The following is a 20,177-nucleotide window of genomic DNA, read 5'->3' as shown; positions in this document are numbered from 1 at the left end:
ACGCGTCTTTATGCTCCGCACGACTCCCGGACCCGCAGCTGCGGCAGGAGTTCGACATGGGTGCCTGGGTCGGAGGTGGCGCCCACGCGCCGCAGCGCCAGCCGCACCGCCGTCTCGCCGACGGCCCGCTTGGGCGGGGCGACGGCCGTGAGCGGCGTATCCGCGAGCGCCGCCATCTCGTCGTCGTACGCGATGAGGGCGAGGTCATCGGGCACCCGCACGCCGTGCGTGTGCAGGCGCTGCACCAGGGCGATCGCGTCGATGTCGTTGTGCACCAGCACGGCCTGGGTCTCGCCGGCCGTGACCGCCGCCGCCAACTGGTCCGCCGCCCGCTCCAGTTCCCCCGGCCCGCCGGAGAGGGGCTCCTGCGCCGGGAGGTCCAGCGCCTTCGCCGCCGCCGCGAAGCCCGCCCGTACCGCCGTCGCGGTCGGGCTGTCCGCGCGGGCGACGAGGCGGATCCGGTCGTGGCCGAGGGCGGCCAGGTGCCGTACGGCGAGGAAGCAGCCGTGGGTGTGGTCGGAGCTGACCCGGTCGAGGTCCGCGACGGGGGTGCCGGGGGCGGCGCGGCGCTCGACCAGCACGGCCGGGGTGGTGAGGCGGCGCAGCTGGTCGGACTCGGCGGCCGTGGGGTGGCCGTCCGGCCAGCTCGGGCTCAGCAGCAGGGCGTCGGCGCCGGACTCGGCGAGGCGGTCGAGCTGGGCGCGGTCCTCCTCGGGTCGGTAGCCGGAGATGCCGAGTACGAGCCGGGCGCCGGCCTCGGCCGCGGCCGCGCGGGCGCCGCGGATGATGTCGGCGAAGTAGTACGCGGCGTCCGGGACCAGCATGCCGAGCACCGCGGTCGCCGGGCGGTCGGGGGCGGCTGCGGCGCCCGCGGCAGCCGCCGGGCGCACCGCGCCGTGCGTGCGGTGCAGCAAGCCCTGCTGGGCGAGGGCCTCGACGTCGCGGCGGACGGTGACGGGGGAGACGTTCAGCCGCGCGGCGAGGTCGGCGAGGCGGATGACGCCCTGGTCCCGCACCACCGTGACGATCTGCTGGCGGCGCTCGGCCGCGGGCGTACGCATGGAGCACACCCTAGACCAGCTTCTGATCGATTGACCGAACGATCCGAGAACCCTTGACGTACGATCAGTCGCTCCCTAGCGTCCGGGGCCGTGATCCGACTCCGAGCGCTTCTTGGCATGGCCCTGGCGGCGGCAGCAGCAGCCCTAGCCGTCCCCGGCCCGTCCGCCGCGGCGAAGCCCGCCGCGTCCACCTACTACGTCGACTGCTCAGCCACCGCGAGCGGGAACGGCACCAGCGCGTCCCCCTGGAACTCCCTCGCGGCCGCGGGCGCCCGCACCTACGGCCCCGGCGACCGGCTGCTCCTCAAGCGCGGCGCCACCTGCACCGGCCAGCTCAAGCCCAAGGGCTCCGGCAGCGCGGCCGCGCCGGTCAAGGTCGGCGCGTACGGCACCGGTTCGTCCCGCCCGGTGATCGCGGGGGAGGGCAAGGTCTACGCCCCCGTGCACCTGTACAACGTCCAGTACTGGGAGGTCAGGGACCTGGAGGTGACCAACAACGCCGCCACCCCGGCCGAGCGCAACGGCGTCCTCGCCGAGCTGGAGGACTTCGGCACGGGGCACCACATCGTGCTGCAGAACCTGTACGTCCACCACGTGTCCGGGGACGACAACAAGCGGTCCAACGGCATCCAGTTCCGGGTGAGCGGGACGAAGAAGCCGACCCGCTTCGACGGCGCGTACGCCCTCGACAACGAGATCTACAAGGTCGACCGCGAGGGACTCACCAACGTCTCCACGTGGATGTGCCGCCCCGAATACGGCACCGGCGACGGCTGCTCGGGCAAGAACAACTGGCTGGCGTCGACGAACGTCGTCTTCCGCGGCAACGAGATCCACGACATCGGCGGCGACGGCATCGTGCTGCGCGCCTCCGACCGCGGGCTGGTCGAGCACAACGAGGGCTACGACCTGTGGATGCGCTCCAAGGGCAACAACGCCGGCTTCTGGACGATCAACAGCGACAACCCGGTGTTCCAGTACAACGAGGTGCACCACGTCCGCTTCCCGGCGCTCAACGACGGGATGGCCTTCGACGCCGACTTCGGCGTGAACAACGCCCTCTTCCAGTACAACTACAGCCACGACAACGAGGGCGGCTTCATGCTGCTGTGCGGCGGCTGCGGGGCGGGGTCGAAGTCGACCGGGACGGTCGTCCGCTACAACACCAGCGTCAACGACGGCGCCAAGCTGCTCCTGGCCGCGGGCGAGAAGAACGCCCACTTCTACAACAACACCTTCTACCTGCCGGAAGGCTCGACCACGGACTTCATCAAGCAGGACCAGGCGACCACGGTGAAGTGGACGAACAACCTCTTCGCGAACTACGGCAGCGGCGGCTTCGACTACATCGCCGGCGACCACACCTGGTCGAACAACCTCTTCCACGGCAACCACCCGGCGAACGAGCCGACCGACCCGGCCAAGGTGACGGGCGACCCGCGGCTGGCGGACCCGGGGGCCGGGGACGTACACCTCGGCTCCGGCTCCGCGGCACTGAAGGCGGGCAAGGCGGTGTCCGGCAACGGCGGCCGCGACTATTACGGCAACCCGGTCCCGGGCGGCTGCGCCCCGGACATCGGCGCCCACCAGGCGACCCGAGCCTGCTGACGCACCGGGGCGCGCGCTCCTCCTACACTGGCCCCGTGAGCGCGCGCCCCGATTCCGCAGGTCCTGACCCCGACGACGACCCCACCCCCGACGACGACGCCTTCGACGAGATCGTCGGCGAGGAGACCAACCGCGACCCCGACCTCGCCGTCATCGAGGCCGGCAGCCGCACCCTCCGCGCCCAGGCGGGCGCGCCGCAGGGGGACGGCATTCCGGCCCGGCCCAGCGACCCCGAGGTCGACCGCGAGCTGCGGGAGGTCGAGGCCGAGCTGCAGCAGCGGTGGCCGGAGACGAAGATCGATCCGACGCTCGCGCGGATCGAGATGCTGATGGACATCCTCGGCGAGCCGCAGCGCTCGTACCCGTCCATCCACATCACGGGCACCAACGGCAAGACCTCCACCGCCCGCATGATCGAGGCGCTGCTCCTCGCCTGCGACCTGCGCACCGGCCGCTACACCAGCCCGCACCTGCAGTCGATCACCGAGCGCATCGTGCTGGACGGGGCGCCGATCGCGCCGGAGAAGTTCATCGAGGCGTACCGGGACATCAAGCCGTACGCGGAGATGACCGACGCCCGGCAGGAGAACCCGCTCTCCTTCTTCGAGCTGATGACCGGCATGGCATACGCGACCTTCGCGGACGCGCCCGTCGACGTCGCGGTGGTCGAGGTCGGCATGGGCGGCAGCTGGGATACGACCAATGTCATCGACGCGCCGGTCGCGGTGATCACGCCGATCGACCTCGACCACACCAGCGTCCTCGGCGACACCCCCGCGGCGATCGCCGCCGACAAGGCCGGGATCGTCAAGAAGGACGCCACGGTGGTGCTGGCGCAGCAGCCCGTCGAGGCGGCGCAGGTCGTGCTGAAGCGGGCCGTCGAGGTGGATGCGACGGTGGCGCGCGAGGGCATGGAGTTCGGCGTCGTCGCGCGCGAGGTCGCCGTCGGCGGGCAGCTGGTGACGCTGCGCGGCCTCGGCGGCGAGTACGACAACATCTTCCTGCCGGTGCACGGCGAGCATCAGGCGCACAACGCGGCGGTGGCGCTGGCCGCGGTCGAGGCGTTCTTCGGCGTCGGCTCCGAGCACTCGCGCACGCTCGACGCGGACACCGTGCGGCAGGCCTTCGCTTCCGTGGTGTCGCCCGGTCGGCTCGAGGTGCTGCGGCGCAGCCCGAGCGTCGTCCTGGACGCCGCGCACAATCCCGCGGGGGCGCGGGCGGCCGCGGCCGGGATCTCGGAGGCGTTCGGTTTCAGCCGCCTTATCGGGGTCGTCGGCGCGACGGTCGGCAAGGACGTACGCGGGCTGCTGGAGGCCTTCGAGCCGGTCTTCGCCGAGGTCGTGGTGACCCGCAACGCCAGCGAGCGGGCGATGGACGTGGACGAGCTCGCGGGGCTCGCGGTCGAGGTCTTCGGCGAGGACCGGGTGGTTGTCGAGCCGCGGCTCGACGATGCGCTGGAGGCCGCGATTACCCTGGCCGAGGAAGAGGCCGAGTATGCCGGGGCCGGCGTGCTGGTGACGGGGTCCGTCATCACCGTGGGCGAGGCCCGGCTGCTGCTGGGCAAGGAATAGGGGTTACGCGCGATGCGGACGCTGTGTGCGAGCACGCTGATCGGCGAGTTCTTCATCATCGGCTTTGCCGGGCTGGTGGCGATGCAGCTGAGCTCGCTGTCGGCGGGTGCGGTGTGGGGGATCTTCGGCACCGCCATGGCGCTGAGCGTGCTGCTGTGCGGGATGCTGTCGCGGCCGGGCGCGGTGCAGCTGGGCTGGGCGCTGCAGATCGGGCTGATCCTGAGTGGCTTCGTCGTACCGCTGATGTTCTTCCTCGGCGCCTGCTTCGCGGCGCTGTGGTGGGCGGCGGTGCATTTCGGCCGCAAAGTCGACGAGATCAAGGCGGCCCGGGCGGCAGCTGACGAGGGCCCGGGCTCGGCCGCCCCGGCCGCCGGGTAAGGTCTGCGGCACCGTCCCGTACGCAAAGCCTTTGCAAGGAGCCGCACCGTGAGCCAGCGCAGCCTCGTCCTTCTCAAGCCCGACGCCGTCCGCCGCGGACTGGTCGGGGAGATCGTCGGCCGTATCGAGCGCAAGGCGGGCTGGCAGATCGCGGCGATGGAGCTGCGCACGCTGGACCGGTCGGTCCTGGAGCAGCACTACGGCGAGCACGTCGGCAAGCCCTTCTACGAGCCGCTGGTGGAGTTCATGGCCTCCGGTCCGGTGGTGGCGCTGGTCGTTGACGGCGAGCGGGTGATCGAGGGCCTGCGCACCCTGGCGGGGCCGACGGATCCGATCGCGGCGGCGCCGGGCTCGATCCGGGGCGACTTCGGCACGATCGTGCGCGAGAACCTGATCCATGCGAGCGACTCGGAGGAGTCGGCCGAACGCGAGCTGAAGCTCTTCTTCCCCGGCCTGGCCTAGTTGCCCACCCGCCCACCCGTTGCCCCGTGCGACGGGGGAGGGCAGCTCGTCGGCCGAGCGACCTATGCGGGCGCTGCCCGCGGCCCCTTTCGGGTGGGCGGGCGCGGGTGCTGCCCCGCGGGCCCTTTGGGGCGCGCTGCCTCGCGAGCGCTGCCTCGCGCGCTCTTTCCGGGGCGTGCGGGGACCGCGCGGGTGCTGTGCGCGGCTCTGTGGCCGTGCGACTGCCGGTGTGCCCGGCGGGCTTGTTGGGCCGTGCGGCTGCCGCGGGTCGCTGTGTGGCTGCCGCGGGTGGTGCCCGCAGGCTCTTTCGGGTGGGCGGGCGCGGGCGCTGCCTCGTGGGTCCTTTCGGGCGGGCGGCCTGGCGGGCGCTGCCCGCAGGGTTCGTTGGGCCGTACGGCGCACACAAGGGCTCGCGGGCTCTCTGGGCCGTGCGGCCCAACGCAAGTCCGCGGGTCGTGTGGTCGCCGCGGGTGCTGCTCATGGGCTCGTAGGGGGCCGTGGTGCCGCGGTCGCGCGTTCGGTGGAGGCGCTGGTCACCGGGGGGCTTCTGGCTCTGCGGCACGCCCGAGGTTGCTGCCCACGGGCTCCGCGGCGGTCGTGGACCGCCGAGGTTGCTGTTCACGGGCTCCGCAGCAAGTCGCGGCCCGCCGAAGTCGCAGCTCACCGGCTCCGTAACGGTCACGGACCCGCCGAAGCCGCCGCCCAGCGGCTCCGCAGGGGCTGCGGCCCGCCCAAGCCCAGCCCACCCCCTGCCACGCGACAGCAACGGGCGGGTGGGTGGGAGGATCACGTAAGGTGAACGCCCAGCTCACACCCCGTAACAGCCTGACCCCCAGTCAGAAGAAACCCAGAATTCGAGGCCCCCGACCGGCATATGCCGCCCCCACCCCGGGAAGGGGCATCGCACGACACGGGCCAAGATTCGGCCGGGTGGCGTCTCACTCGTAGCGACCTCGCGTGACTACGATGTCCCTACGGGACCAGTAGACGTACTGGCCGCCGCCGATCATCGCCCACCACCCACCAGAGCTCGGAAGGCCTGACGCATCCCATGGGGAACAACATGAGCTTCATCGGCCGCGACATGGCCGTCGACCTTGGGACGGCCAACACCCTGGTGTACGTGAGAGGCCGCGGCATCGTCCTCAACGAGCCATCCGTCGTCGCGATCAACACAAACACCGGCGGCATCCTCGCCGTCGGCGCCGAGGCGAAGAAGATGATCGGGCGCACGCCCGGCAACATCGTCGCCGTCCGGCCGCTGAAGGACGGCGTGATCGCCGACTTCGAGATCACCGAGCGGATGCTCCGCTACTTCATCCTGAAGATCCACAAGCGCCGCTACCTGGCCCGCCCGCGCGTCGTCGTCTGTGTCCCCTCCGGCATTACGGGAGTCGAGCGCAGAGCCGTCATCGAGGCCTCGACCCAGGCCGGCGCCCGCCAGGTGCACATCATCGAGGAGCCGATGGCCGCCGCGATCGGTTCCGGGCTCCCGGTCCACGAGGCCACCGGCAACATGGTCGTGGACATCGGCGGCGGCACCACCGAGGTCGCCGTGATCTCCCTCGGCGGAATCGTCACGGCACAGTCCATCCGCGTCGCGGGCGACGAGCTGGACAACGCGATCATCCAGCACATCAAGAAGGAGTACAGCCTCCTCCTCGGTGAGCGGACCGCCGAGTCCATCAAGATCTCGATCGGCTCCGCGTACGACACGGACAAGGAAGAGCACACCGAGATCCGCGGCCGTGACCTGGTCAGCGGGCTCCCGAAGACCGTCGTCATCTCCTCCGCCGAGGTCCGCAAGGCCATGGAGGAGCCGGTCAACGCGATCGTGGACGCCGTGAAGACCACCCTCGACAAGTGCCCGCCGGAGCTCTCCGGCGACATCATGGACCGCGGCATCGTCCTCACCGGCGGCGGCGCCATGCTGCGCGGCCTCGACGAGAGACTGAGGCACGAGACAGGGATGCCCATCCATATCGCCGAGGAGCCTCTCGACTCCGTGGCGCTCGGCTCCGGCAAATGTGTCGAGGAGTTCGAGGCGCTGCAGCAGGTGCTCGACGCCCAGCCCCGCAGATAGCACGGGGCGGGGGAAATAACTCGTGAGGGACACACGAGAGAGCAGGATCCTGCTGCTCCTGCTGGTGACCGTGGCATTCGCGCTGATCACCCTCGACATTCGCGGCGGCGACGACTCGCCGCTCGACTCCGCCAAGCGCGGCGCCGCCACCGCCTTCGGGCCGGTGGAGAACGGCGTCGCCACCGTGGTCGACCCGGTCGGCAATGCCATCGCGGCCGTACGGGACTCCGACGACCGGCACAGCCGGGTCGCCAAGCTCGAGCGTGAGAACGCCGAGCTGCGCGGCCGCCTCGGCAGCGACGACCGCAACCGTGAGCGCGCCCGCGAGCTCGACAAGCTGCTGAAGACCGCGGGCGCGGGCCAGTACGGCATCAAGGGCGCGCAGGTCATCGCCATAGGAGCGGCCCAGGGCCTGAACTGGACCGTCACCATCGACGCCGGCGAGCAGGACGGCCTCCGCCGCGACATGACCGTGCTCAACGGCAGCGGCCTGGTCGGCCGGGTCACCACCGTCGGCCCGACCACCGCCACGGTCCTCCTCGCCAACGACCCGGACTTCACCGTCGGCACCCGCCTGGAGAAGTCCAACGAGCTCGGCTTCGCCACCGGCCAGGGCGAGCGTGCCATGCGCGTACAGCTCCTCAACGGCAAGGCGAAGGTGAAGAAGGGCGACCGCCTCGTCACCTTCGGCTCCGAGGCCGACAAGCCGTTCGTGCCGGGCGTGCCGATAGGGCGTATCACCAAGGTCATGCCCGTCGGCGGCGACCTGACCAGGACCGTGTACGTGGAGCCGTACGCCTCCTTCACCAAGCTCGACATCGTCGGCGTCGTCGTACAGCCGCCGCGCGAGGACCCGCGCGACACCGTGCTGCCGCAGAAGCCGGCCAAGCCCAAGCCGGCCCCGACCGTCACGGTCACCGCCAAGCCCGACGAAGAGGGCGGCCAGGGCGGCGACGGACAGCCGGTCGACGAGCCGTTCGCCAACGACGGCGGCAACAACCCTGACGAAGGTCTCGACGACGGGAACTGAGAACGATGCACGTCAACCGTCTGCTGCTGGCGGCCTCCCTGGTCGTCGTGGCCCTGGTCATCCAGGTGAGCGTGCTCGCCCGGCTGCACCTCCCGGGGGCGGTCCCGGACCTGATGCTCCTCGTCGTCCTCGCCCTCGCCCTCGTCTACGGGCACACCGGCGGCGCGCTCGTCGGCTTCGGCGCGGGCCTGCTCGCCGACCTCGCCCCGCCCGCCGACCACGCGGTGGGGCGGTACGCCCTCGTGCTCGCCGTCATCGGCTACTTCGCCGGACTGGTCAAGCCCGAGAAGGGGCAGGTCAGATCGGCCGCCGGGCCGATGGTGGTGGTAGCGGGCGCGGCGATCTGCTCCACGCTGCTGTACGCCGGCGTCGGCGCCCTGGTCAGCGACAGCTCGGCGCGCGGCATCGGCCTCGGCGGGCTGATCTTCTCGTCGACGCTGTACGACCTGCTGCTGGCGCCGTTCGTGGTCCCCGCGGTCATGGCGCTGGCGCGGAAGGCCGAGCGCGAGGTGGTCGCGGACGGCACGGACGGCACCGCAGGATCGGCCGCGGGTGACGCGGCGTACCGCTGGCTGGCCGCAGGCACCGCGACGGGCCGCGGCGGCCGCCGCAACCGCGGCCGCGGACTGATCGGCCGCCAAAAGGGTGGGGTCTTCACGGGCAAGGCGCCCTCGAAGGTGAAGGTGAGCAAGATCAAGGGGGTCAAACGCCTGTGACCAATATTCCTGCCACCGGCCGGAACACCCGAGTCACGATCCGCCTGATCGCCATCCAGGTGCTGGTCTTCTCGCTCCTGGCCACGCTCGGCGGGCGGCTCTGGTATCTGCAGATCCGCAATGGGGACGAATACGAGAAGGAAGCCTCCGGCAACCACGTCCAGCAGGTCATCGAGCCCGCCGTGCGCGGCTCGATCATCGATGCCCGCGGCGTCCCGCTCGCCGACAACGAGACCCGCCTCGTCGTCTCCGCGTCCCGTACGGCGCTGATGAAGATGGACGACGACGGCAAGGAAGTGCTCACCAAGCTCGCCGGCGTGCTCGGTCTGCAGCCCAAGGACGTCATCCAGAAGGTCCGGCTCTGCGACGCCGAGACCCCCAAGCCGTGCTGGAACGGCTCCCCGTACCAGCCGATCCCGGTCACCGACGAGGCCACCCCGCGGCAGGCGCTGCAGATCCGCGAGCGCGCCGAGGACTTCCCCGGCATCTCCGCCGAGCCCGCCGCCCTGCGCCGCTACGCCGCCCCCGCGGGCGCCAACACCGCACAGGTGCTCGGCTATCTCTCGCCCGTCACCGACGACGAGATCAAGAAGGCCGAGGACAGCAAGAACCCGCTGCTGCGCACCGACCAGATCGGCCGCTCCGGCATCGAGCGCTCGTACGATGCGGACCTGCGCGGCCAGGCCGGCGTGAAGCGCTATCAGGTCGACAAGCTCGGCCGGGTGATAGGAGAGGCGAAGGGGCAGAAGGGCGTGCCGGGGTCGACGCTCGTCACCTCCATCGACTCGCGCGTCCAGGGCATCGCCGAGAAGGAGCTCGACAAGGCGATGAAGGCCGCCCGCAAGGAGTTCGACCGCAACACGGAGCGGAACTACAAGGCGGACTCCGGCGCGATGGTCGTCATGGAGGCGAAGACGGGCCGGGTCGTGTCGATGGCTTCCAACCCGACGTACGACCCGAACGCCTGGGTCGGCGGCATCGACGGCAAGGAATACCAGAAGCTGACGAGCAAGAAGTCCAACTACCCGCTGCTGAACAGGGCCATACAGGGTCAGTCGGCCCCCGGCTCGATCTTCAAGGTCATCCCGACGACGGCGGCGGTGAACGCGGGCTACCCGTTCGACGGCGGCTACCAGTGCTCCAGCTCGTACAACATCGGCGGCCAGGTCTTCAAGAACTTCGAGTCGCAGAGCCACGGCTCGATCTCGCTGGGCCGGGCGCTGGAGGTCTCCTGCGACACCGTCTTCTACCGCCTCGCGCACAAGGAGTGGCAGAAGGACGGCGGCAACAAGCCGAAGAAGAAGCCCAAGGACTGGTTCTTCAAGACCGCGAAGCAGTTCGGGCTGGGGAAGGAGACCGGCATCGACCTGCCGAACGAGGTGGCAGGGCGGGTCCCGGACCGGCAGTGGAAGGCGGACTACTGGCGCGCCAACAAGGACGCCTGGTGCAAGCAGGCCAAGTCCAAGAAGAAGGACTACGTCACCCAGATCGCGCGCGAGAACTGCCTGGAGGGCATGAAGATGCGCGCCGGTGACGCCGTCAACTACTCCATCGGCCAGGGCGACACCCAGGTCACCCCGCTGCAGATGGCGGTGATCTACGCCGGCATCGCCAACGGCGGCACGATGTACGACCCGACCGTCGGCAAGGCGGTGATCAGCCCGGACGGCAAGGACGTCAGGGAGATCAAGCCGAAGTCGCACGGCAAGCTGCCGATGGGCGAGGGGACCCGTAAGGCCATAGACAAAGCGCTGGCAGGTGTCGCCACCCGGGGCACCGCGGCCTGGCGCTTCGAAGGGTGGCCGCAGAAGCAGATCCCGATGCACGCGAAGACCGGTACGGCCGAGGTCTACGGCAAGCAGACGACGTCGTGGTTCGCCACGTACACCAAGGACTACACGATCGTGATGACGATCTCGCAGGGCGGCACGGGCTCCGGCGCCTCGGCGCCGGCGGTGCGCGCGGTCTACAACGCCCTGTACGGCGTCAACAAGGACGGCAAGATCAACCCGAAGAAGGCCCTGCTCCCGAAGCCGCAGCGCAAGCTGCCGAAGATCTCCGCGGATGGGACGGTGCAGTCGCCGTGATGAGCTCTTCCTCGTCGTCGGGAGGCTTCTACGTCCGGCGGTACCAGCCCGAGCAGGGTGCGTGGGGCAAGCTGACGGCTCCCGGCTCGCTGGTGCGGCGGCTCGACTGGCAACTGCTGCTGGCGGCGATGGCGCTGTCGGTGATCGGGTCCGCGCTGGTGTGGTCGGCGACGCGCAATCGCGATGACATCGGGGAAGGGTTTCTCTTCCGGCATGTGATGTTCACGGGCATCGGCTTTGCGCTGATGGCGGGGACGGTGTGGCTGGGGCATCGGACGCTGCGGGGGGCGGTGCCGTTCTTGTACGGCGCGTCCGTCCTGCTCATCATTCTGGTGCTGACGCCGCTGGGCGTCACCATCAACGGCTCGCATGCGTGGCTGAGTCTGGGCGGCGGCTTTACGGTGCAGCCGTCGGAATTCACCAAGATCACGATCATCCTGGGTATGGCGATGATCCTGGCGGCACGGGTCGACGCGGGGGACCGGGAGCATCCGGATCACCGGACGGTGCTGCAGGCGCTGGCGCTGGCCGCCTTGCCGATCGCCATCATCATGCTGATGCCGGACCTCGGGTCCGTGATGGTCATCGCGATGACGATTCTGGGTGTGCTGCTGGCGTCGGGGGCCTCGAATCGGTGGGTCATCGGGCTGGTCAGCGCGGCTGTGGGTGGCGCGGTGGCGGTCGTGTCGCTGGGGATGCTCGACGAGTATCAGGTGGCGCGATTCGCGGCCTTCGCCAATCCGGCGCTGGATCCGGCGGGGGTCGGCTACAACACGAATCAGGCGCGTATTGCGATCGGGTCGGGCGGGGCGCTGGGCAAGGGGCTGGGCGAGGGCAGCCAGACGACCGGGCAGTTTGTGCCGGAGCAGCAGACGGACTTTATTTTTACGGTGGCGGGGGAGGAGCTCGGGTTTGTGGGGGCCGGGCTGATCCTGCTGCTGATCGGTGTGGTGCTGTGGCGGGCGTGCCGGATCGCGCAGAATGCGAAGGATCTTTACGGCACGATTGTGGCGGCGGGGATCATCGCGTGGCTGGGGTTCCAGGCGTTCGAGAATATTGGGATGGCATTGGGGATCATGCCGGTGGCGGGGTTGCCGCTGCCGTTTGTGTCGTACGGAGGGTCGTCGATGTTCGCGGTGTGGATCGCGGTGGGGCTGCTGCAGTCGATCGCGGTGCAACGGCCGATGTCGGCGTAGGGGCCCACCCACCCGCCCGTTGCTCCGTGCGACTGGGTACCTGGCGGGGAGAGCCCACCCGCCCGCCCGTTGCTCCGTGCGACGGGTGCGTGGGGGCGGTGAGACTTGGCGCTCCGGTGCCACAGGACCCCTCAGTGGCTCCCGGTGCCCCGGCCCTCCGGTGCCCCGGTGCCCCGGTGCCCCGGCCCTCCGGTGCCCCGGTGCCCCGGTGCCCCGGCGCCCCGGTGCCCCGGCGCCCCCGTTCCGCCCGGCGCTCCGGCTCGCCCGACCCGGGACATTCCGCGCAACCGTCCCTACGTGCTGACCTACGTGCCTGCCAGCCCCATGCGACGCGTTACGCCCGCCTGCCCCCAGTCGCACCGAGCAACGGGCGGGCGGGTGGGAAAAACATCCGCTACAGCTCGCTCTCGGAAGGCCCCGGGTCAGGCTCCGGATCGTCCGGATCCGCCGGCGGCTCCTCCGGGTCCGGGGACGACGGCGGCGTGTCCTGCGGGTTCGCCTCCGGGATCTCCGGCGGCGCCGAAGAGCCCGGCTCCTCCGCCGGCGGCTCCGGCGCGGACGGCGGCGACGGGGCGAGCGGGCCGCCCTGTGACGGCGGGAGGGCGGGGGCCGGGGGGTCCTGTGTGGAGAGGGTGAAGGGCTGCACGGCAGTGCCTCGCAGGGCCGCCTCCTGGTACGCCGCCCAGATCCGCGTCGGATAGCCGCCGCCGTTGATGCGCGCCTCGCCCAGCGCCCCGTGCAGCGACTCCTGCGCCCCAGTCTTCGGATCCTGACCGAAGATCGCGACCGACGTCGCCAGCTCCGGCGTATAACCCGCGAACCACGCCGAGCGGTTGTGCTCGCCCGTACCCGTCTTCCCGGCCGCGGGCCGGCCCACCGCCTGGGCCGCCGCGCCCGAACCGTCGTCCACCACACCCCGCAGCACCGACGTCGTCGTATCCGCCGCCTCCCGCGACACCGCCTGCTTCGACACCGCCTCCGGCAGCTCGACCGCCTCCCCCTGCCGCGTCAGCTTCGACACGAAGACCGGCTCATGCGACTGCCCGTGCGCCGCCAGCGACGCGTACGCCGACGTGATGTCCAGCACCGAGGCCGTCGCCGGACCGAGAGCGATGGAGGGATACGCATTGAGGTCCGGCGTGTCCTTCGGGATGCCCAGGGCCACCGCCGTATCGCGGACCGCCTCAGGCCCCGCGTCCTGCGCCATCTGCGCGTACACGGAATTCACGGAGGCATCCGTGGCCCGCTGCACCGATATCTCGCCGTACGAGACGTCGTCCTCGTTCTGCGGCCGGTAGTCCGCGAAGCCCGTCACCGGCCGCCGGCTCGTCCCGTCGTACATCGTGTCGGGCCCGATCGGCTGCCCGTCAGTCGTCGTCGCGCCCTTGTCCACCGCCGCAGTGAAGACGAACGGCTTGAACACCGACCCGACCTGATAGTCCCGCCGAGTGGCGTTGCTGACGTACCGCTCGGCATAGTCGCGCCCGCCATACAGCGCGACCACCTGCCCATTGCGTGGATCGATGGACGCCGCCCCCGCCCGTACGCTCGCATCCGCCTTCCGGGAGTCGGAGAGCTTCGCCACCAGCTCGTCATTGACCGCCTTGACCAGCGCGTCCTGCCGCGGCTTCTGGATCGTCGTGGTGATCCGATAGCCCCCTGCCGCCAGCTCCTTCTCGGAGAGCGTGCCGGACGCCAGCAGATGCGACTTCACCGCCTCGACCAGATAGCCGCGCTGCCCGGACAGCCCGCGGTCGTCGCCCTGCTCGGACAGCTCGGGGAAGCCCGCCGCCCGGCGCTCCTTGGCGGACAGCCAGCCCTCCTTGCGCATGCCGTCGAGGACGTACGTGACGCGCTGCCCGGCCGCCTTCTTGTTCTCGGGGTGGGCGACCACGTCGTACGCGCTGGGGGAGTTGAGCGCCGCCGCCAGGAAGGCGCCCTCGGAGACGTCGAGGTCCTCGGCGTCCTTGGCGAAGTAGGCGTGCGCCGCCGCCTGCAGGCCGTACGCGCCGCGGCCGTAGTAGCTGGTGTTGAGGTAGCCCTCGAGGATGTCGTCCTTCGACATCTGCCGGTCGACCTTCACCGCCATGAAGATCTCCCGGACCTTGCGGGAGACCGACTGCTCCTGCGTGAGGTAGAGGTTCTTCACGTACTGCTGCGTGATCGTCGAACCCGACTGCACGCCTTCGCCGCGCAGCGTCTTCCAGCCGGCCCGCGTCATCGCGACGGGGTCGACGGCCGGCCGGTGGTAGAAGTCGCGGTTCTCGGCCGCGAGGACCGCGTGCCTGACGTGTTCGGGGACCCGGCTGAGCGGCATGTTCTCGCGGTCCACGTCGCCGTCCTTGGCGAGCAGCGACCCGTCCGCGTAGAGGTACGTGTTGTTCTGCGCGAGCGCCGCCTCATTGGCGGCCGGGAGCTTGGTCGTCGTATAGCCGTACGCGACCGCGCCGGCGCCCGCGACGAACAGGACGGCGGCGGTGAGCAGGGTCCACTTCAGCACCCGCCGGCGCCGGGACCGCGGACGCTCATCTGACGCGGAACGGGCAGACCGGGAGCGAAGCATGTAGACGACGTTAACCGGGCAGAGTACCCATTCCTCGGCTGGCCGATATCGGCCACCTCTCTGACCTGCGGTTTCATCAGGGGTGTGCGGGTAATGTCACATTCATGGCGGCTCGCCCCCTGCCTGCCCGCGTCATCCGCAGCTAGATTCAGGCCATGGCGGACACAGTGCGGGAGATCGAGCGTAAATACGAGTTCACTGCGACCCCTGACGGCCACGACGAGCGACTGCCCGACCTCACCGGAGTCCCCGGTGTCGAGGCGGTCGTGGACAAGGGCGCCGACGCCCTGGACGCCACGTACTACGACACCGCCGCCCGGCGCCTCGCCGCCGACGGCATCACCCTGCGCCGCCGCACCGGCGGCGACGACGCCGGCTGGCACCTGAAGCTGCCGGTGGCCCCTGGCGTACGCGACGAGATCCGGGCACCGCTCGCCGAGCAGGTCCCGGCGCGGCTCACCGCACTGGTCCGCTCCCGGGTGCGGGACAGTGCGCTCAACCCGCTGGTACGTATCGAGTCCCGCAGGACGGTGTGGCAGCTGCTCGGCGCCGAGGGCGTGCCGCTCGCCGACGCCTCGATCGACCGGGTCACCGCGAAGCGGCTGACGGACGGCGAGCTGCGTGCGGCGTCGTGGACCGAGGTGGAGGTGGAGCTGGCGGAGGGGCAGGAGCCGGCGCTGCTGGATGCGGTCGAGGCGCGGCTGATCGAGGGCGGGCTGCGGCCGTCCGATGCGCCGTCGAAGCTGGCGAGGGCGCTGGCGGAAACGGAGTTCGCCCCGAAGAAGAAGGGGAAAGGGGGCGGCAAGAGCGCTGGAGGCAAGGAGGCCGCCAAAGGCAAGAAGTCCACCAAGGGCAAGAAATCCGCCAAGGGCAAGAAGCCTGCCACCAAGCCCACCGAGCCACCACCCCCGCCGCCCCCCACAGCCGCCGACCACATCCTCGATTACCTCCGCGCCCAAGTCACCGCCATCGTCGAGCTCGACCCGGCCGTCCGCCGCGACCTCCCCGACTCCGTGCACCGCATGCGCGTCGCCACCCGCCGCCTGCGCAGCGCCTTCCGCAGCTACCGCAAGATCCTCGACCGCGCCGCCACCGACCCGGTCGGCGAGGAGCTGAAGTGGCTCGCCGCCGAGCTCGGCATCGACCGCGACCGCGAGGTGCTCACCGCCCGTATCCAGGCCGGCCTCGACGGACTCCCCCGCACGCTCACCGCCGGCCCGGTCCGGGGCCGCCTGCGCACCTGGTCGGCCGCCCGCCGCCAGGGCTCGCGGCGCCGGCTCGTGGCCGTACTCGACGGGAAGCGCTACCTCACCCTCCTCGACACCCTGGACGCGCTGCTCGCCGACCCGCCGCTCAAGCCCGCCGCGGCGAAGCCGCCGGAGGCGGTCATCCCGGACGTGGTCAGGCGCGACTACGAGCGGCTGGCGGCATACGTGGCCGACGCGCTCGACCGCCCGTCGAGCCCCGAGACGGACCTCGCCATGCACGAGGCCCGCAAGGCCGCCAAGCGCACCCGTTACGCCGCCGAGGCGGCCAGGGCGGCGGTCGGCAAGCCCGCCAAGCGGTTCGCGGCGCGGATGACCGAGGTCCAGGAGCTGCTCGGCGACCACCAGGACAGCGTCGTCGTACGGGAAGCGCTGCGCGACCTCGCCGCCCAGGCGGCCGCCGCCGGCGAGAACGCCTTCACCTTCGGCCTCCTCTACGGCCGCGAGGAGGCGCGCGCGGAGGCGTGCGAGCGCGAGCTGCCGGAGCTGTGGGAGCGGGTGAGCGAGCCGGGGCTGCGGGCGGAGCTGGGCTGAGGGGAAGCCTCTGACCTGCGGGAAGAGGAAGGTGCGCGGAGGGCACGTTACGCTGAATGGTCACCTTCGTAATCCCGGAACCCGCAGCTCAAGGACATTCCCCATGCCTGTCGAATCGGTCTTCCCGCGCCTGGAGGCCCTCCTCCCGCATGTCCAGAAGCCGATCCAGTACGTCGGCGGCGAGCTCAACTCCACCGTCAAGGACTGGGACGCCTGCGACGTCCGCTGGGCGCTGATGTACCCGGACGCGTACGAAGTGGGCCTGCCCAACCAGGGCGTCATGATCCTTTACGAGGTCCTCAACGAGCGCGAGGGCGTCCTCGCCGAGCGCACGTACAGCGTGTGGCCGGACCTCGAGGAGAAGATGCGCGCGGAGGGCGTCCCGCAGTTCACCGTGGACGCACACCGCCCGGTGTCCGCCTTCGACGTCCTCGGCGTCTCCTTCTCCACGGAGCTGGGTTACACCAACCTGCTCACGGCGCTCGACCTGGCCGGCATCCCCCTGGAAGCCGCCGACCGCACCGAGGACCACCCGGTGGTCCTGGCCGGCGGCCATGCCGCCTTCAACCCGGAGCCGATCGCCGACTTCATCGACGCGGCGGTCATCGGCGACGGCGAGCAGGCGGTCCTGGAGATCACCGACATCATCCGCGCCTGGAAGGCCGAGGACCGCCCCGGCGGCCGCGACGAGCTGCTGCTGCGCCTGGCCAAGACCGGCACGGTCTACATCCCGCGCTTCTACGACGTCGAGTACCTGGAGGACGGCCGCATCGCGCGCGTCGTCCCCAACCGCTCGGGTGTGCCGTGGCGCGTAGCGAAGCACACGGTCATGGACCTGGACGAGTGGCCGTACCCGAAGCAGCCGCTGGTGCCGCTGGCGGAGACGGTCCACGAGCGCATGTCGGTGGAGATCTTCCGCGGCTGCACGCGCGGCTGCCGCTTCTGCCAGGCGGGCATGATCACGCGCCCGGTCCGGGAGCGCTCGATCACGGGCATCGGCGACATGGTGGAGAAGGGCCTCAAGGCGACGGGCTTCGAGGAGGTGGGCCTGCTGTCCCTCTCCTCGGCCGACCACAGCGAGATCGGCGAGGTCGCGAAGGGCCTGGCGGACCGCTACACCGAGGACAAGATCGGCCTGTCGCTGCCGTCCACGCGAGTGGACGCCTTCAACGTCGACCTGGCCAACGAGCTGACCAGGAACGGCCGTCGCTCGGGCCTGACCTTCGCCCCCGAGGGCGCCACGGAACGCATCCGCAAGGTCATCAACAAAATGGTCTCCGAGGACGACCTGATCAATACGGTCGCCACGGCGTACGGCAACGGCTGGCGCCAGGTGAAGCTGTACTTCATGTGCGGCCTGCCGACGGAGACGGACGACGACGTCGTCCAGATCGGCGACATGGCCGCGAAGGTCATCCAGAAGGGCCGCGAGGTCGCGGGGTCCAACGACATCCGCTGCACGGTCTCCATCGGCGGCTTCGTGCCCAAGCCCCACACCCCCTTCCAGTGGGCCCCACAGCTCTCGGCGGAGGCCACGGACGCCCGCCTGGAGAAGCTCCGCGACCGCATCCGCGGCGACAAGCGCTACGGCCGCAACATCGGCTTCCGCTACCACGACGGCAAGCCGGGCATCGTCGAAGGCCTGCTCTCCCGCGGCGACCGCCGCGTGGGCGCGGTGATCCGAGAGGTGTACGAGAACGGCGGCCGCTTCGACGGCTGGCGCGAGTACTTCTCGTACGACGGCTGGATGAAGGCCGCGGCCGCGGCGCTGCCGCAGTTCGGCGTCGACGTCGACTGGTACACGACGCGCGAGCGCTCGTACGAAGAGGTCCTCCCCTGGGACCACCTGGACTCCGGCCTCGACAAGGACTGGCTCTGGGAGGACTGGCAGGACGCCCTGGACGAAACCGAGGTCGAGGACTGCCGCTGGACGCCGTGCTTTGACTGCGGAGTGTGTCCTCAACTCGGCCTCGACATTCAGGTCGGGCCCACTGGTCAGAAGCTTCTCCCGCTGACGGTCAAGAACTCATAGGGCAGCCATGTCCCGACAGAAACGGTGGCTTCCCTGCCGTGACAGCCCTGGGCGGGGTTGGTTTTCAGGAGTTCGCCGCGAATGCGTCCTGCCGGACAACGAGGCCTGCACGCACATCGTGAGGAATCTTCAGTCGCAGGCCAACTGATGGTGCGCGCACTCCCTTGACCTTCTGCCGGGTGACCTCGCAGGTGATACCGGCGCGGCGCAAGTCCTCGGCCATAGCTGCCATGCCCCCGGCTTCCCACGCCTCACGGAATGTCTTTCCGCTGTATGTGAGCGTCCACCGGTCCCGGGTCGATCCGCCGCCGGTGCCGGGCGTGTATTCACGGACCTGGACGGGGATATCGCCGAGGCTGCTCAGGACTTCTTGCACCAATCTGCCGTACACACCTTGCGGGTCGGGGGCGCCGAGACCACCGCTCTTGCACTTCCGGCAGCGCAGGTACGTGTACTCCCGATCCGTGCGTCTGGTCTTCTGCACTGTCATGTTGGTCGAGCAGTCGGCGCAGATCAGTACCCCCAGAAATTGTGTGGCCCCGCCCGAGCGCCGGGGCGGCTGGTCCTTGCCCCGGACATCGAGTGCGGCCTGGAGGGTGTCGTACTCATCCACCGTGAAGATCGGCGGAGCGATGAGCATCGGCCTGCCGTCGCGGCCGCGTACCGTGCGGCTTCGCCGCTTCCCGCCCTGCTTGTTCTCTTCCACCCGATAGCCCAGGAGCGCGGGGTTACGGAGTCGCCGGATGAGGGTCGCAGTTGTGAGGCCGGGCGACATGAGTCCGGAGCGGACGAGGCAGTGGGCCATGCGCCGGGCGGAAACGCCGCGGAGGGCCATGCGTCGGGCCCAGGACAGGGACCTGGCGGCGTCCGGATCGATGGCGAGGACGGTCCTGCCGCTCTCCGCTTTCGTCGGCATGTACCCGTACGGCGGCTTGCCGACGAGCCAGTCGGTCTGCGTGCGTGCGTAGTCCCAGAGGCTCGTGCTCCGTGTACTGGTGTTGGCCGCTTCGATCTCCGCGAGACCGCCGATCAGCCTGGCCATCAGGCGGCCATCAGGTGTGGACAGATCGATGGTGTCGTTTCGCGAGACGAGATTCTTCCCGTACTGCTCACACCACTCGATCATGGTTGAGAGGTCGGACATACGCCGGATGAAGCGGTCGAGTTTCCAGAAGAGGATGGCGTCGAACTCGGGGATGCGATCGTTGAGCCAAGTACCCAGTGCCTTCCGCTTCCACGGCGGCACCTTCGTCGCCGATACGTTCAGGTCCGAGGCAACTCCGATGACCCGGTAGCCCTTCTCGCTTGCCAGTCGGCGCAGGTCGAGTTCCTGACGGACCGGTGAGGTGGTGTTGTCCGTCAGCACTGACAGCCGGACGGAGAGTAGGGCGCGAGGGGCGTCCGGAGGGAGCGACGCCTCCCATTCGTGTAACTCCATCAGATGGGCGAGATCTGCAGGTGTCCACTTGGCCTTGATGTCGTATGTCGCCATGTTTGGGAAGCGTATTACGCGGCAACGGATGTGTGTTCATTTTTGTGAACTCCCTCGCTTTCCGCTGCCGCTGAAATGTTTCTTCAGTTCTGGTGCCTG

General features: G+C 70.1%; 14 protein-coding genes. 11 read left to right on the top strand and 3 right to left on the bottom strand.

The window, feature by feature from the left end; all coding sequences use genetic code 11:
• Nucleotides 1–8: 8 nt before the first annotated feature.
• Complete coding sequence (locus tag ACNNMR_RS13925) at nt 9–1,061, bottom strand: substrate-binding domain-containing protein (RefSeq protein WP_419994910.1); 1,053 nt, start codon at nt 1,059–1,061, stop codon at nt 9–11.
• 90 nt (nt 1,062–1,151) lie between these two features.
• Here ACNNMR_RS13925 and ACNNMR_RS13920 point away from each other — a divergent pair, with 90 nt between their 5' ends.
• The 9 genes from ACNNMR_RS13920 to rodA all read left to right on the top strand — a co-directional run bounded on the left by ACNNMR_RS13920 (nt 1,152) and on the right by rodA (nt 12,192).
• Nucleotides 1,152–2,669 (top strand): right-handed parallel beta-helix repeat-containing protein, encoded by a 1,518-nt coding sequence (locus ACNNMR_RS13920; RefSeq protein ID WP_419994909.1) that lies wholly within the window; start codon nt 1,152–1,154, stop codon nt 2,667–2,669.
• Nucleotides 2,670–2,704: 35 nt separating this feature from the next.
• Nucleotides 2,705–4,240 (top strand): bifunctional tetrahydrofolate synthase/dihydrofolate synthase, encoded by a 1,536-nt coding sequence (gene folC, locus ACNNMR_RS13915; protein WP_419994908.1) that lies wholly within the window; start codon nt 2,705–2,707, stop codon nt 4,238–4,240.
• Nucleotides 4,241–4,252: 12 nt separating this feature from the next.
• A complete protein-coding gene (locus ACNNMR_RS13910) occupies nt 4,253–4,618 on the top strand; it encodes a DUF4233 domain-containing protein (protein WP_419994907.1) in 366 nt (121 codons plus the stop codon).
• Between the two features lie 48 nt (nt 4,619–4,666).
• Nucleotides 4,667–5,080, top strand: coding sequence for a nucleoside-diphosphate kinase (gene ndk / locus ACNNMR_RS13905; protein WP_419994906.1), 414 nt, complete (start codon nt 4,667–4,669; stop codon nt 5,078–5,080).
• Between the two features lie 1,063 nt (nt 5,081–6,143).
• Complete coding sequence (locus ACNNMR_RS13900) at nt 6,144–7,163, top strand: rod shape-determining protein (protein WP_165244236.1); 1,020 nt, start codon at nt 6,144–6,146, stop codon at nt 7,161–7,163.
• A gap of 22 nt (nt 7,164–7,185) precedes the next feature.
• Nucleotides 7,186–8,193, top strand: coding sequence for a rod shape-determining protein MreC (gene mreC, locus ACNNMR_RS13895; RefSeq protein WP_419994905.1), 1,008 nt, complete (start codon nt 7,186–7,188; stop codon nt 8,191–8,193).
• Between the two features lie 5 nt (nt 8,194–8,198).
• Complete coding sequence (mreD, locus tag ACNNMR_RS13890; RefSeq protein WP_419994904.1) at nt 8,199–8,909, top strand: rod shape-determining protein MreD; 711 nt, start codon at nt 8,199–8,201, stop codon at nt 8,907–8,909.
• Nucleotides 8,906–10,996: a penicillin-binding protein 2 gene (gene mrdA, locus ACNNMR_RS13885; RefSeq protein WP_419994903.1), complete on the top strand. Its 2,091-nt coding sequence runs from the start codon at nt 8,906–8,908 to the stop codon at nt 10,994–10,996. The genes mreD and mrdA overlap by 4 nt, the downstream gene beginning before the upstream one ends.
• Nucleotides 10,996–12,192: a rod shape-determining protein RodA gene (gene rodA, locus ACNNMR_RS13880; protein ID WP_419994902.1), complete on the top strand. Its 1,197-nt coding sequence runs from the start codon at nt 10,996–10,998 to the stop codon at nt 12,190–12,192. Before mrdA ends, rodA begins: the two co-directional genes overlap by 1 nt.
• 394 nt (nt 12,193–12,586) lie before the next feature.
• Here the strand turns inward: rodA and ACNNMR_RS13875 are convergent, their stop codons facing one another.
• On the bottom strand, nt 12,587–14,692 hold the full coding sequence (locus tag ACNNMR_RS13875) for a transglycosylase domain-containing protein (protein ID WP_419994901.1): 2,106 nt from the start codon (nt 14,690–14,692) through the stop codon (nt 12,587–12,589).
• 218 nt (nt 14,693–14,910) lie between these two features.
• On the opposite strand from ACNNMR_RS13875, the gene ACNNMR_RS13870 reads away from it, so the two are divergent.
• Both ACNNMR_RS13870 and ACNNMR_RS13865 read left to right on the top strand, forming a co-directional pair.
• Nucleotides 14,911–16,554: a CHAD domain-containing protein gene (locus ACNNMR_RS13870; RefSeq protein ID WP_419994900.1), complete on the top strand. Its 1,644-nt coding sequence runs from the start codon at nt 14,911–14,913 to the stop codon at nt 16,552–16,554.
• Between the two features lie 103 nt (nt 16,555–16,657).
• Nucleotides 16,658–18,586: a TIGR03960 family B12-binding radical SAM protein gene (locus tag ACNNMR_RS13865; protein ID WP_419994899.1), complete on the top strand. Its 1,929-nt coding sequence runs from the start codon at nt 16,658–16,660 to the stop codon at nt 18,584–18,586.
• Nucleotides 18,587–18,650: 64 nt separating this feature from the next.
• Here the strand turns inward: ACNNMR_RS13865 and ACNNMR_RS13860 are convergent, their stop codons facing one another.
• On the bottom strand, nt 18,651–20,078 hold the full coding sequence (locus ACNNMR_RS13860; RefSeq protein ID WP_419994898.1) for a recombinase family protein: 1,428 nt from the start codon (nt 20,076–20,078) through the stop codon (nt 18,651–18,653).
• Nucleotides 20,079–20,177: the final 99 nt, after the last annotated feature.

Origin of the sequence: Streptomyces boninensis (assembly GCF_048572725.1) — a bacterium.
Taxonomy (GTDB): Bacteria; Actinomycetota; Actinomycetes; order Streptomycetales; family Streptomycetaceae; genus Streptomyces; species Streptomyces boninensis.
Note: the sequence above shows the minus strand (reverse complement) of the source record. Positions and strands in the feature narration are given on the sequence as shown.